This window comes from Asinibacterium sp. OR53, assembly GCF_000515315.1.
In the GTDB taxonomy this organism is placed as follows: domain Bacteria; phylum Bacteroidota; class Bacteroidia; order Chitinophagales; family Chitinophagaceae; genus Sediminibacterium.
In genome coordinates this window covers 2,374,986-2,387,613 of sequence record NZ_KI911562.1, presented here as the reverse complement: position 1 = coordinate 2,387,613, position 12,628 = coordinate 2,374,986, and the positions used below count along the sequence as shown (strand labels likewise).

9 protein-coding genes are annotated in these 12,628 nt (G+C 42.7%); 5 read left to right on the top strand and 4 right to left on the bottom strand.

Annotated elements, in window-relative coordinates; translation table 11 throughout:
* The first annotated feature begins 82 nt into the window (after positions 1-82).
* Positions 83-886 (top strand): RteC domain-containing protein, encoded by an 804-nt coding sequence (locus SEDOR53_RS0110590; RefSeq protein ID WP_232214761.1) that lies wholly within the window; start codon positions 83-85, stop codon positions 884-886.
* Between the two features lie 73 nt (positions 887-959).
* On the opposite strand, the gene SEDOR53_RS0110585 is transcribed toward SEDOR53_RS0110590, so the two are convergent.
* Positions 960-6,470, bottom strand: a complete 5,511-nt coding sequence (locus SEDOR53_RS0110585) for an N-6 DNA methylase (protein WP_026769701.1) — start codon at positions 6,468-6,470, stop codon at positions 960-962.
* Positions 6,460-6,894, bottom strand: coding sequence for a DUF1896 domain-containing protein (locus SEDOR53_RS0110580; RefSeq protein ID WP_026769700.1), 435 nt, complete (start codon positions 6,892-6,894; stop codon positions 6,460-6,462). The genes SEDOR53_RS0110585 and SEDOR53_RS0110580 overlap by 11 nt, the downstream gene beginning before the upstream one ends.
* 205 nt (positions 6,895-7,099) lie before the next feature.
* Between SEDOR53_RS0110580 and SEDOR53_RS0110575 the strand changes: the two genes are divergently transcribed.
* The 4 genes from SEDOR53_RS0110575 to arsB are packed head-to-tail and all read left to right on the top strand — an operon-like array spanning position 7,100 to position 9,626.
* Positions 7,100-7,429 carry a helix-turn-helix transcriptional regulator gene (locus SEDOR53_RS0110575; RefSeq protein WP_026769699.1) on the top strand — a complete coding sequence of 110 codons (330 nt, stop codon included), beginning with the start codon at positions 7,100-7,102 and terminating at the stop codon, positions 7,427-7,429.
* A gap of 58 nt (positions 7,430-7,487) precedes the next feature.
* On the top strand, positions 7,488-7,961 hold the full coding sequence (locus SEDOR53_RS0110570; protein WP_026769698.1) for a DUF6428 family protein: 474 nt from the start codon (positions 7,488-7,490) through the stop codon (positions 7,959-7,961).
* 18 nt (positions 7,962-7,979) lie between these two features.
* A complete protein-coding gene (locus SEDOR53_RS0110565) occupies positions 7,980-8,594 on the top strand; it encodes a low molecular weight phosphatase family protein (RefSeq protein WP_026769697.1) in 615 nt (204 codons plus the stop codon).
* A 3-nt stretch (positions 8,595-8,597) separates the two neighbouring features.
* Positions 8,598-9,626 carry an ACR3 family arsenite efflux transporter gene (gene arsB, locus SEDOR53_RS0110560; RefSeq protein ID WP_026769696.1) on the top strand — a complete coding sequence of 343 codons (1,029 nt, stop codon included), beginning with the start codon at positions 8,598-8,600 and terminating at the stop codon, positions 9,624-9,626.
* Positions 9,627-9,656: 30 nt separating this feature from the next.
* On the opposite strand, the gene SEDOR53_RS0110555 is transcribed toward arsB, so the two are convergent.
* Together SEDOR53_RS0110555 and SEDOR53_RS0110550 are read right to left on the bottom strand one after the other, a co-directional pair.
* Positions 9,657-10,535, bottom strand: coding sequence for an ORF6N domain-containing protein (locus SEDOR53_RS0110555; RefSeq protein ID WP_026769695.1), 879 nt, complete (start codon positions 10,533-10,535; stop codon positions 9,657-9,659).
* Positions 10,532-12,613 (bottom strand): type IA DNA topoisomerase, encoded by a 2,082-nt coding sequence (locus SEDOR53_RS0110550; protein ID WP_026769694.1) that lies wholly within the window; start codon positions 12,611-12,613, stop codon positions 10,532-10,534. Before SEDOR53_RS0110550 ends, SEDOR53_RS0110555 begins: the two co-directional genes overlap by 4 nt.
* Positions 12,614-12,628 lie beyond the last annotated feature (15 nt).

Genomic DNA, 12,628 nt, shown 5'->3' with positions numbered 1-12,628 from the left:
GAAAATTTGAACCGCATATATAGAATAATTAAGTCTTTAATATCTAAAGTGAAAGTCAATGACGGGATTTTATAGAAAAATCATGGAGGAGTTAGAAGAAGAAATAAAAGAATTGACATACGAGCAAGGCAATGTTTTAGCTTCCTCTGAAAAAGCAGTTGAACTTATTTTACACAAGACTGCTGAATTGAAAGAATATGTATTGAAGACGGGGTTTAAAAATGTGCAGGAAGAAATACACTTTTTCAAATATCAGAAACCAGCCATTATAGCAAAGCTGATTTACTACAATGCTATCTACAAAATTGAGGCACGGAAACCTTACGGAGCAAAGCCGATAAGAAAATACCTTAACAAAGAACTGAAAAAACTCAAAAGGTTCTTTGATAATAATCTTGATTTCTATAAGTATTATCGTAGCAATAATTCTTTTCTTGATGAAAATTTTTTTGTACGTGGCAAGCACGATATAAAACTGTGGCTGGACACCTACTACTTCCAATCAGACCAAACCTTTTCCACTTCCCATGATTATAAGGTTGCTAAGATAATTGCCAACGACTTGATACAGGTTTATATCGAAGGTCAACTGTACAGCAAAACCCAAGACAGTAATTCGGCATCCACAGAAAAATTGAATTGGACAGGTAGTAAAGTTGCAATGATTGAACTAATTTATGCGCTGCATTATCAGGGTGTCTTTGACAATGGGAACAGCGATATAAGAATAATAGCCCAATATTTTGAAAGTGCGTTTGATGTTGAGTTAGGTAATTTTTATCAAACCTATTTGGAATTGAGAACCCGAAAAATAAACCGTACAAAATTTCTCGATGAATTACGGGATGGACTTTTAAAGAAGATGGACGAACAAGATGAGAAATAATATTACCCAATAGAGATAAAAAAGTAAACGGGGACTTGCAGATCCCCGTTTGCTTTTTTCAGCCTTATCCGTATTATAAAAACCCTCTTGGCAGATGAATACCTTTAACCCGTACAATCGTTTCAGAATTATTCTGACTTTGTTTTTCGGCTTTTTCGGGCTGTATCGCTTCCGTATCGGTTTCCGGCTTTATAGATAGTTGTATTTTCCTTTCAACCGCCGCCAGTTCCGTTTTAAGGTCGCTCAAAGCCTGTTCTTTTTTCCATGTGCCGTTTACCACTTCCTGAAGAACAGGGAGGTTTTTTTGTAGTTCAGCGATTTTCTTTTGCTCCTGTTCTAAAATACCGGGTATTTTTTCCAGTGCATTCAGGAAATTGAGCGATGCCGTTTTTGCATCGGTCGCCATTTTACCGTTGTTGAACGTGTATTTGATATTGCCCTCACCCTGAACAAAGAAACGGTTATCCTTAATATCAACACCGTCCTTTTGGGAAACTTCCGTTTTCACCAAGAGCGTAAAACCATACAGCGTACCAATTTCCTCATACTGCCCTGCGGTACGGGCTTTTTCAGAAAGCTGGTTGAGCTTTGTCCCAATCTGTTTTACATCGGCATTGGGTGATAGCCCGATAAGCTGCACAGGATTGAGTACATCGCCTTCTTTGTTTTTCTGTATGCGCTGTTGCAGGTTTTCGAGGTCGAGGCTCATACGGTCGAAACGGGACTGTGTATTTTCCAGCGTGGCAACGGTATCTTCCAGCTTGTATTTGGAAGTCAGCTTGGAACGGTTGTGCGCCTGCCGTTCGCTTTCCAGCCCGGCTATCTGCTTTTCCAGTTTCGCTTTTTCCAAAAGGTCTGTGTTTCCCGAAAGTATTGCCACATATTCAGAGAAGTTCATACCTGTTTTTTCATCCATTCCACCCTCATCAATGGTACGTTTACCGAGGCTGTTGCTTTTTAATTGTTCAATAAACACCTGCTTATTATACAGGGTATTGAACTTGTAGCTATCCAATGATTTTTGAACTGCGTAGATGAAAATATCTACCTTGTTATCGGCAAAGAATTTGGCAATATCATTGCCTTTACGGATAGCCCTGCCGTCCCGTTGGGCAAGGTCACTTGGTCGCCACGGTATATCCAAATGGTGAACAGCAACCGCCCGTTTTTGTGCGTTCACACCCGTACCCAGCATTTCGGTAGAACCGAACAGCACCCGTATTTTTCCCTCGTTTACATCCCTGATAAGTTCCTTGCGCTGCTTCTCATTCTTAGCCTCCTGAATAAACCGTATTTCATGTGCAGGGATGCCGTGGTCTTCTACCAGCTTGCGCTTAATTTCCGAATAAACGTTCCATTCTGCGGGCTTATACGTGCCGAGGTCGGAGAAAACAAACTGCGTTCCTTTCTGCGCACTATATTTGTTGTAGTATTTGGCAATATTAGCCGCACAGTGCGAGGCTTTATTGTCGGGGTGGTCTTCATACTTCCGGCTAATCATCCGCATATCCAGCGACATTTTACGGGCGTAATCTGTCGCAATCAGCATCTTTGCTTTTTCTTCGCTTTCACTTAACGGAGGTCTGCCCAAAAGTTCTGCATTACCCGTCTTGGCAAACTCCATCAACTTTTGAATGAAAATCTCCTGCTCCGGCGTGGGCGGAATATGGTACAGTATTTCGTTCTTTTCGGGACGGTCTATACCAATATCCTTTGCGGTACGATAGTCCGTGATTTCTGAATAGAACTGCGCCAGTTCCGGTACTTTGATAAAGAAGCGGAAACGCTCTTTCGATACGATATTATTCGCCACCGAAAATTCATAATCGGTGGTCTTACGTGCGTATATGGCTGCCCACGCATCAAAACAGTTGATGCCCTGTTTTTCCATTGCTTGAGGGCGCAGGTATTTAAAGAGCAAATACAGTTCTGTGAGCGAGTTGCTAATGGTTGTACCCGAAAGAAACGTTGCGCCCAGGTCTTTGCCTGTGCGCTCCTGAATAGTGCGGAGGGCAAACAGCAGGTTTAACGCCTTTTGGCTGCCTGCCATATTGCCCAATCCCGCTACACGTTCATGCCTTGTGTTAAACATGAGGTTTTTAAAACGGTGGCTTTCGTCCACAAAAATGTGGTCAATGCCCATCATTTTAAAGTCCACAACATCATCCTTACGGTTTTCGATGTCATGCTCCAGTGTTTTTAATTTTACTTCCAAGTTCTGTTTTCGGACAATAACTCCTTTAAGCATTCCTCTTGAAACTTCTTTGCCCTGCGCTTCCAAAGCGGCAAGGTTATCTTCCACGCTTTCCAGTTCCGCTTCTAAAATCTGCTTTTGCATTTCGGGTGATTGCGGTATCATCCCGAATTGGTCGTGGGTTAAAATGACACAATCCCAATCATTGTTTTTAATATCGCCGAAAATGCGCAGGCGTTTCTGCGGGGTAAAATCTTCCTTGCCGGGATATAAAATTTTGGCGTGAGGATAGGCTTTGCGGTAGGTTTCCGCTATCTCATGCACATTGGCTTTTAGCCCGATAATAATCGGCTTGTGCGCCAAACCCAAACGCTTCATTTCCTGTGCCGCCGTACACATAATGAGTGTTTTACCCGCACCAACTTCATGGTCGCAGATAGCACCGCCGTTTGTCTTAATCATCCAAACGGCATCTTTTTGGCTTGGGTACAGGTCTTCAATGCCCAACGCTTTACGGTCAAGCCCCGGAAACTCCTGATGGCTGCCGTCATACTGCGGACGGACAAAGCAATTAAAGGTGTCGTTGTACTTGTCGGTCAACCTTTGCTTAAATTCATCGTTCTGCGCAAAGAGCCAATCCGAAAATTCCCTGCGTATCTCATCAATTTTGCTGTTCGCCATTTGTATGGCTTCCATATCCCGCACCTTGACTTCCTTGTCATCTATTATTACCTTTTTGGTAATGTCAGGCGTGGTATTGACAAGGGCGTGTTTCAGGAGGGTAACGCCGTCAAACGTCCGGCTTTCCGACTTGATAGCATATTTTTCGGTGATATGGATATTCTTGCGGTCGCAACTGATAGAAAAGTCATCGGAACTTTCAGAATAATGGATGCGTATATCCGTATCAAAAAGGTGCGAAGCAAAACGATTGTAGATACCCGTAGGTATCCAGCGTTCACCGAGGTTAAAATCGAGTTCTTCAAACTCTATCCTGCGGGGCTTGGCTTCTTCGAGGGCTTTAAGGCTTGCAGCAGCTTCCTTGTCATCGGGTTGCCCGATAAGGTATGCCTGCACTTCTCCGGCTTTTTCAATCACGTTGCCCGAAACCCATTTTTCGGCTATCTCATATTCCTTTTGTACAGGATTGTAAAAGATGCGGCCATGCAGCGCATCTTTTAAATCTTCGCCGGACATTCCGCTGATTTCCGACATATAGCCCAAATCCACCGTGCCGTACTTATTGAGCGATGCCGCCAACGCTTCATCGGGGTTGTCCGTTGTAAGCGTTATTGTAGAAAAACTTACAGGTTGGTGGAATATATCTGCCTTATGCACTACGCCGCCTACCACACGCTCTAAAAATGGTACTTCCTTGCCTGCGCTGTCGGTCTTAATTAATTTGATATTGTCGGCACTGTTCAGGTTGCCGTACCTTTTTTCAAAATCATCATAAAGACGGTTCAGCGTTTCCCGTTCCTGCTTATACTCGGTATGGTGTTGTGCTTCCTGATTGTAAAGCTGCTGATAGGCATCCCGCAATCCTATATAGGCTTCGGTTCTTGCTTTCTGATGGGCTGGCAAGGATAGCGGGTTAAAGACCGCCGTACCGTTTGGTATATCCACCTCCCTCAAATAACCAACAAACCCGTTATCCATCACAAGGCAATCATCTCGGTGAAATGATTGCAGTTCGCCGGAATATAGCGCAGGTTCAGGGAGTACATTATCATTGGCAGGAACAGCAGGTTTGTCTTTGGATATTTTTTCTATTTCACCACGGCTGTTAATACCAACGGACGAAAACAAATCGCCCATTACGGTTGCCTGCTTGTTTGCTCGTGGCGTGGCTGGGGGCTTCGGCGTTTCCTCTTTTGGCAGGCGCAGAGGTATATAATCAAATAACCCCGGCTGATGCGGGCGATTGCCCGCCTTTTTCTTGGTAACGGTTGGTCTGCGCCTAACCCTTTTCGATGGAGCAAGAACGGCAGCCTGTGGCGTACTGTTAAAGAGGTCGAATAAACTCAACTGTACTTCTTCCTGCTTTGACGGCAGATCTGCTATCGCAGTCATGCCGTCCTGTGCCTTGTTCATTCTCGGTTGTGCTGCCGCAGGATTGGGAAAATTGAATAACGTGGGTTGTGGCGTTTCGCTCTTTTCTATGCCGGTAGCCGGCTGCACTGGTGTCGGTTTAGTTGGCAGGCTAATATCCGGCTGTACCGTAGGCTCACCCGGCGCAATTCCTTTGTAAAGGTTCAGGTTCAAATTGCCTTTAAAATCCGCAGACAATATTTGCTTTGCTTCTTTTGCAATTTCAGCTACACCGCCACTATGTGTATAGACGGTATAAGGTTTGCCGTAGAGGTCGGTAGATTGTATGATTTCGTCAAATACAACGGGGGCGGTATAATGAACGAAAGCGTTTACGTGGTCGTTGTGCTTCGTGAGCAGCGTATCACAAAAGTCTTTTTCCAATTCCGTAAGACCTTGTTTGCCCATGTTCTTTTGAAGTACGATAAGGTCGCTGCCGACTTCTGTTCCGGCATAATCCATGAAAAGATTGTTCGGTAGCCGTACCACCGAAACAAGGTTATGCGCTGCCATCAATGCCTCACGTATGGGCTTATTGCTTGGGCTATCCAAAACACCCTGTGAGGTGATGAAAGCGAGAACACCGCCATCCCGTAGCGTGTCCGTTCCCTTTAGGAAAAAGTAATTGTGGATGCCCCTTGCTGCCTGTGCCCTTGCTGGGTCATCGCCCCGTGAATATGAAAGGTCAAATACCGCACTTGTACCAAATGGAATATTGCTGGCAACTACATCGTAGCTGTTCAGCTCCCTTTCGGGTATTTCTTCAAAACCGCTTATACGGATATTTCTGTCAGGGTAAATCTGTTTGAGGATTTTGCCCGTTAGCAGGTCTTTTTCATAAGCCGTAACCTGCGGCACGTTTTTATCTGTAAAAGACTGGATAAAACCACCGACACCTGCCGATGGCTCTAAAAATTTTTGTATCGCTATGCGATTTTCTTTGAATACATCGGATAATGTATTGATGATTTCGGGCGGAGTATAAAACGCCGTAAGTACCGAACTGCGCATACTGTCCACAAAGTGTTTATACTGCCTTTCGTCTTTGGCATTTTCTTTCAGTACCCTGTGTAGTTCCTGCGTTTCCTCAAAATACGTCCGCTCATAATCTTTCCACTGCTTTATATCTGTCGGATGCTCTGCGGGATTTAAAATGAATTTTAGTCCTCCGAAACCACTGTACTGTAAAAGTTGCTGCCGTTCGGCTTCGGTAGCTTGGCGTTTTTCTTTCTCTAACCTGAACATGACCCGTAACGCCTCGATATTCTGCTTCAGGTGTTCACGTTGATTAAATGCCATAGTCTTCGATATGAATTGCTATGGTTCCCGTGATTTCCGTATAGAGCAGGTCGTGGTCGGTGGTATAGGCGAAGTCATCTGTCAGCACATATTTTGCAAATACGGGTTCGCAGACAGGCAGCATCTTTTGAGCAAAGGGGCGCAATTCCTCGTCCAGCATAATGCTGTTAAACTCATTGCAGACCACTTGAAAAACAGTGTCGAATTTGGAATAATGAAGCCCCTCAAAGAGTATATAATCTGCGATACGGTCGCATTGCTCTATGGAGTTTCCTGAACTAAATGCACCTTCGTAGGCGTTTGCCGCCCACTTGGAACGTTGCTCGACAAACTTTTGGTCGTCTGCTTTTTCGGGGAAGCTGGTATTTAATAATTCCTGTAACCTTAACGTAAAATAAGAGAGGTCTTTTTGCTGTGTACTCATATTGATTTTGTTTAAAATTTTCAATGAGTAGCTAAAGTATTATGGCAATAAACTGCCACACCCAAAGCGGTAGTAGTTGGCTTTGGGTGGCAGTTTTTGACCGGATGACGGTTGAATATAGAAGTAGAAACGGATATTAATTTTCACAACTATTTTTGGGTTTAAAATATTTATCGTAATATTGCGATGTATTTAATTTTGTCAAATGGGCGTAACTAAAACGGAAATATTTACAGAGCAACAAAACAGTTTAGCCATTACTTTAAAGGCATTGGCACATCCTGCCCGTATCGCTATCCTGCAATACATTATCAAGCAGAATGCGTGTATCTGTAACGACCTGGTAGAGGAATTAGGATTGGCTCAGGCTACAATTTCGCAACACTTAAAAGAATTAAAAAACATTGGCATCATTAAGGGAAATATAGAGGGTACGAGTGTATGCTACTGTATTGATGAAAATGTTTGGCAACAGGTTAAAAAGGAACTCAATACTTTCTTTGTGGATAATGTAGGAGTTGATAAATGCTGTTAAGCATTTTTTTTGAACATATCAATCGCAATAAAGCAATATAACAATTAAATAAAAAACGATGAAGCTATCAGAAATCAAAGAAATCTTGCCAACGTTGGGCAATGTCGAATTTCATTTGGAAAATGGCACATTTGTACCGGAACACTTTCACGTTACGGAAGTAGGTGTTATTACCAAACATTTTATTGACTGTGGCGGAACCATCAGAAATGAAAAGGTTGTCAATTTTCAGCTCTGGAACGCTAACGACTATGAACACCGATTAAAGCCAGCCAAACTTTTGAACATTATTAAACTTTCGGAGGAGAAATTAGGTATTGAGGATTTTGAAATTGAGGTAGAATATCAATCGGACACTATCGGAAAATATGACTTGGATTTTAATGGAGAAACTTTTGTGCTAAAAAGCAAAACAACAGCTTGCTTGGCACAAGATGCGTGCGTTATTCCGTCTGAAAAACAAAAGAAGAATTTATCCGAGTTGCCAGTAAATCAAACATCTTGCTGCACGCCAAATTCCGGTTGTTGCTAAATACTAAAACCAATTAAAATGTATAAGGATTTAATAGAAACGGTAAACAATATTATTGCTAATCAAAAAATTGACGAAGAACGTAAAGCTACGTTACAACCGCTAATAGATTTTGTACAGCAAAAAGTAATTAACAGGGAAAATGTAAACCTAAATTTCATTTGCACTCACAATTCACGCAGAAGCCATCTATCACAAGTTTGGGCGCAGGTAGCGGCAGCACACTTTAGCATTCCAAATGTATATTGTTATTCGGGCGGTACGGAAGAAACAGCATTGTTTCCGAAAGTAGCAGAAACCTTGACAAATCAGGGCTTCTCTATTTTCAAAATTGTAGATAGCAATAATCCGGTATATGCAATAAAGTACAGTGCCAATGCTTTGCCCGTAATTGGCTTTTCAAAAAAATATGATAACCTTTTTAACCCTGTATCAGCGTTTGCAGCTATCATGACCTGTTCGCAGGCAGATGGGGGTTGTCCTTTTATTGCTGGGGCAGAAAAAAGAATACCCATTACATTTGAAGACCCTAAAATTTCAGACAATACACCGGAGCAATCAAAGGTATATGCCGAAAGAAGTTTGCAGATTGCAACCGAAATGTTTTATATATTCTCAAAAATCAGCCGATAACCAATGCAGCCAAAATTAAAATTTCTTGACCGTTACCTTACCTTATGGATATTTCTTGCAATGGTGGCAGGCGTAGGATTAGGGCATTTCTTTCCAGGTATTTCAAAAGTTACAAACGCTTTAGCCGTAGGCACTACAAACATTCCTTTAGCAATAGGTTTAATACTGATGATGTACCCTCCGTTGGCAAAAGTGGATTATACATTACTACCGAAAGCATTAAAGGATAAAAAAGTAATCGGCTTATCCTTATTGCTCAATTGGGTTATTGGTACTGTGCTGATGTTCGGATTAGCCGTTTTGTTTTTACGGAATGAACCCGATTATATGACAGGCTTAATACTGATAGGTTTGGCAAGATGTATCGCAATGGTAATTGTTTGGAGTGATTTAGCAAAAGCCAACAGGGAATATACGGCATTGCTGGTAGCGTTAAACAGCATCTTTCAGATAATAAGTTACAGCTTCTTAGTTTGGTTGTTCATCAACATATTACCCAATAAATTAGGTTTAGCGAATTTCAATGTAAGTGTATCCATTCAAGATGTAACGGAAAGTGTATTGATATTTTTGGGTATTCCATTCTTGGCGGGATTTATAAGCCGTTACATACTGGTAAAATCAAAAGGGATAGAATGGTACAATAGAATATTTGCGCCCAAAATATCACCCATTACATTGTATGCTTTACTATTTACCATCGTATTAATGTTCAGTCTTAAGGGGGATAAAATAGTAGAGTTGCCAATGGACGTAGTAAAAATAGCAATACCCTTAATCATCTATTTTGTACTCATGTTTTTCGTGAGTTTCTTTATTGGTAAATCTTTAAATATTCCTTACGACAAAAATGCATCAATTGCATTTACAGCTACAGGAAACAACTTTGAATTGGCTATAGCCGTAGCCATAGCCGTTTTTGGTATTCATTCACCGCAGGCATTTGTGGGCGTAATCGGCCCACTTGTGGAAGTTCCTGTGTTGATACTCTTGGTAAGAGCAAGTACGTTGTTAAAGAAGAAATTCTATTGAAGTGCTCCCTTGAAAATTCAAAGGGGGGTGTTATGGAGAAAGGTTCTGAAGCATTTTACCTACTTCAATGTCCATTCTCGAAAAGGCAAACCATTTCTTGCCCAAATCCTTTAATGATGCCCCGATGTGGTACAGTTCCGCTCCATCAATGATAAGAAAGCGGTCATGTGCATGGGCAAAAGGATGAACATTTATAGCTGGGTATTGGCTGTTGTAGCGTTGTACATCGAGTTGTAGCTGATTGCTGATGCTTTTGGTGTAGATAGTGGCAGATACGGTCTGCCCACGCTTTCCCAGCAGCGTAAGCACCGTATCGTCCACATAATTGTCAATAAGGATAATAGACCTTTGTGCGCTTCGGATAATACCCGAAACAAAAGCATAGGCATCGAATATCTGCCCGTCATAGAAAACACCTTTTTCACTGTGCAGTTTGCCGCCCTCCAGTGCTTTAAATATTTCCTCAAACCTGCCGTCTGCCTCAATCTGTTTGAGTTCAATTTTATCCATGCGGGAAAACAGCCCGGCATTATCCAGTAACAGTTTTCGCATTTCAACAAAGGCATTCATTATCTCAATGCTCACCTTCACGGCTATATCGCTACGCAACACTGCCGACAACATGGCTACGCCTTGTTCTGTAAATACGTAGGGCAAATAACGCCGTCCGCCACGTCCGGCGTTTGAGGTTCCAATTTGGAACCTCAAAGTTTCGCTTTCCTCATCGCTCAACTGAAAACAGAATGTTTCAGGAAAGCGCTCAATATTCCTTTTCACGGCTTTGTTCAGTATTTTGGTTTCCACCTGATACAGTTGAGCCAGGTCTTTGTCAAACATGACCTGTTTGCCCCGAACCGCATAGATAAGGCTTTCTATATCCTTTTGGCTTATGATTATATTGTTGTTCATTTCTTTTTGCTTGTGGTATTATCAAATTCAAAAGAGCTTTCGCCGTTATCTTTCAGTATGATAAAAGCATCGAATTTCTTACCCGCCTTGCTTTTCATGCCTTTGATAAGACTGGTCTTTCTTTTGTTCACAAGGTTTTCGATTTCGGCAATGCTCAATTGTACACCGCACACATTACGGTATTGAAGCCAGTTACAAGCCTCATCGGGGCATTTGACAACCTTATCCCGGATGAGCAGTTTACGTGCTTTGCATTTGGGGCAGGTCAGTTCAGGATGATTATGGCTTGCTATGTTCATGCTCAACAATTCCTGCGTTACGGATGAAGTATAGACTTCCATTGATTGGTGAAAGCCCGTTGCATCGGCTTCGTTGTTCTCAATCTTTTGTAAAGCCATTTCCCATTCGGCAGTCATGGCAACATCGGCAATCCTTTTACTCTTTACGGCTTCGTAAACCTGCAATCCCTTTTCTGTGGCAACGAGCGTTTTTTTATCACGCCTGATATAATCCCTTTTAAAAAGGGTTTCTATAATGGCGGCTCTTGTGGCTGGCGTACCAATGCCGATACCTTGCAGAGCTTTACGCTCATCTTCGTTCGCTATTTCCTTTCCGGCATTTTCCATTGCAGATAACAAATCTGCTTCCGTATAGAGTACGGGCGGCTTGGTCTTTTTCTCCAACACTTCGGCAGTTTTAATTTTCAGTTCATCGCCTGCTTTTAGTTCCGACAATTCCTGTACTGGCTCGCTATCTTCATCACTAAAGTTCCTTTTGATGCCACGCCAGCCTGCTTCAATAATTTTACTGCCTTTCACCAAAAAATCATAATGCAAAGCCTGTAATGAAACGTCTGTTATTTCTTTGGTACAGGCTTGTGATAAGGCTTCCACCAAACGCAGGGCAATCATGTCGTAAATAGCTTCTTCATTTAAGGGCAATGTTGAGGGGATTGTTTCGGTGATGAGCAGACCGTGGTGGTCGGTTACTTTTACATCATTCACGATGCGTTTATTGAAACGACCCCATTTCAATTTTCCAACTGCTTCTTTACAGGAAGCCCTTGCTTCCAATGACCTTACCAAAGCGGGGATTTCAGCCCAAATATCTTCGGGTATGTATTTGCTTCCGGTACGAGGGTAGGTAATCAGTTTCTTTTCGTACAGGCTTTGGGCAATGTTCAGTGTTTCTTCGGCAGTCAGAAACAGCCTTTTGTTCGCTTCCTTTTGCAATCCTGTTAAGTCGAAAAGCAACGGAGGTTGCTCTGTAACGGTTTTGGTTTCTACTGCGGTAACGGTAGCAGTTCCGGCACGCTCAATGGATTTGAGCGTATCGTCTGCCAGCTTTTTATCTTCCCATTTGGTTTTGGAAAGGCTTTTAAAATCCGTAAACTCTTTGCGGTGTTCTAACTGTATCTGCCAATACTTTTTGACAGTAAAGTTTTTGTTTTCCAAATAACGTTTACAGATAAGCGCAAGCGTGGGTGTTTGCACACGCCCCAGCGAATACACACCATGCCCTGCAATGCTCAATGCCTGCGAAGCATTAATGCCCACCAACCAATCGGCTTGGCTTCGCCCTTGTCCGGCACGGTACAACCCGTCAAAATCACTTCCGGGTTTCAGGTTATCGAAACCCTGCTTAATGGCTTTTTCGGTCAATGAACTTATCCATAAACGCTGAAAGGGCTTACTGCATTTCAGGTACTCATAAATGTACCTGAAAATGAGTTCGCCCTCACGTCCGGCATCGGTAGCAACGATAATACTATCCGACCGACCAATAACCTGTTCAATAACTTTCAACTGCTTTACCGCTCCGCTATCGGGAACGTATGTCTTTTCCTTTCTTACTTTCCGTACCGTCAGTAAAAAAGGATTGGGCAATATGGGCAGGGCTTCCCTTTGGAAGCCCGATAGCCCATAATCTTCCGGCATTGCCAGTCCGACCAAATGCCCGAATGCCCACGTAACCTGATAGCCGTTACCTGCTATGTAGCCATCCTTTTTATCGGTGGCTCCCAACAGGGCGGCTATTTCACGGGCTACGCTTGGTTTTTCGGCTATAATTGCTTTCATATTTTTTTCTTTTAG

Excerpts from the sequence above, each read along its gene's own strand:
- SEDOR53_RS0110590 (WP_232214761.1), top strand. The coding sequence starts at position 83 with ATGGAGGAGTTAGAAGAAGAAATAAAAGAATTGACATACGAGCAAGGC.
- SEDOR53_RS0110585 (WP_026769701.1), bottom strand. The coding sequence starts at position 6,470 with ATGGCATTTAATCAACGTGAACACCTGAAGCAGAATATCGAGGCGTTA.
- SEDOR53_RS0110580 (WP_026769700.1), bottom strand. The coding sequence starts at position 6,894 with ATGAGTACACAGCAAAAAGACCTCTCTTATTTTACGTTAAGGTTACAG.
- SEDOR53_RS0110575 (WP_026769699.1), top strand. The coding sequence starts at position 7,100 with ATGGGCGTAACTAAAACGGAAATATTTACAGAGCAACAAAACAGTTTA.
- SEDOR53_RS0110570 (WP_026769698.1), top strand. The coding sequence starts at position 7,488 with ATGAAGCTATCAGAAATCAAAGAAATCTTGCCAACGTTGGGCAATGTC.
- SEDOR53_RS0110565 (WP_026769697.1), top strand. The coding sequence starts at position 7,980 with ATGTATAAGGATTTAATAGAAACGGTAAACAATATTATTGCTAATCAA.
- arsB (WP_026769696.1), top strand. The coding sequence starts at position 8,598 with ATGCAGCCAAAATTAAAATTTCTTGACCGTTACCTTACCTTATGGATA.
- SEDOR53_RS0110555 (WP_026769695.1), bottom strand. The coding sequence starts at position 10,535 with ATGAACAACAATATAATCATAAGCCAAAAGGATATAGAAAGCCTTATC.
- SEDOR53_RS0110550 (WP_026769694.1), bottom strand. The coding sequence starts at position 12,613 with ATGAAAGCAATTATAGCCGAAAAACCAAGCGTAGCCCGTGAAATAGCC.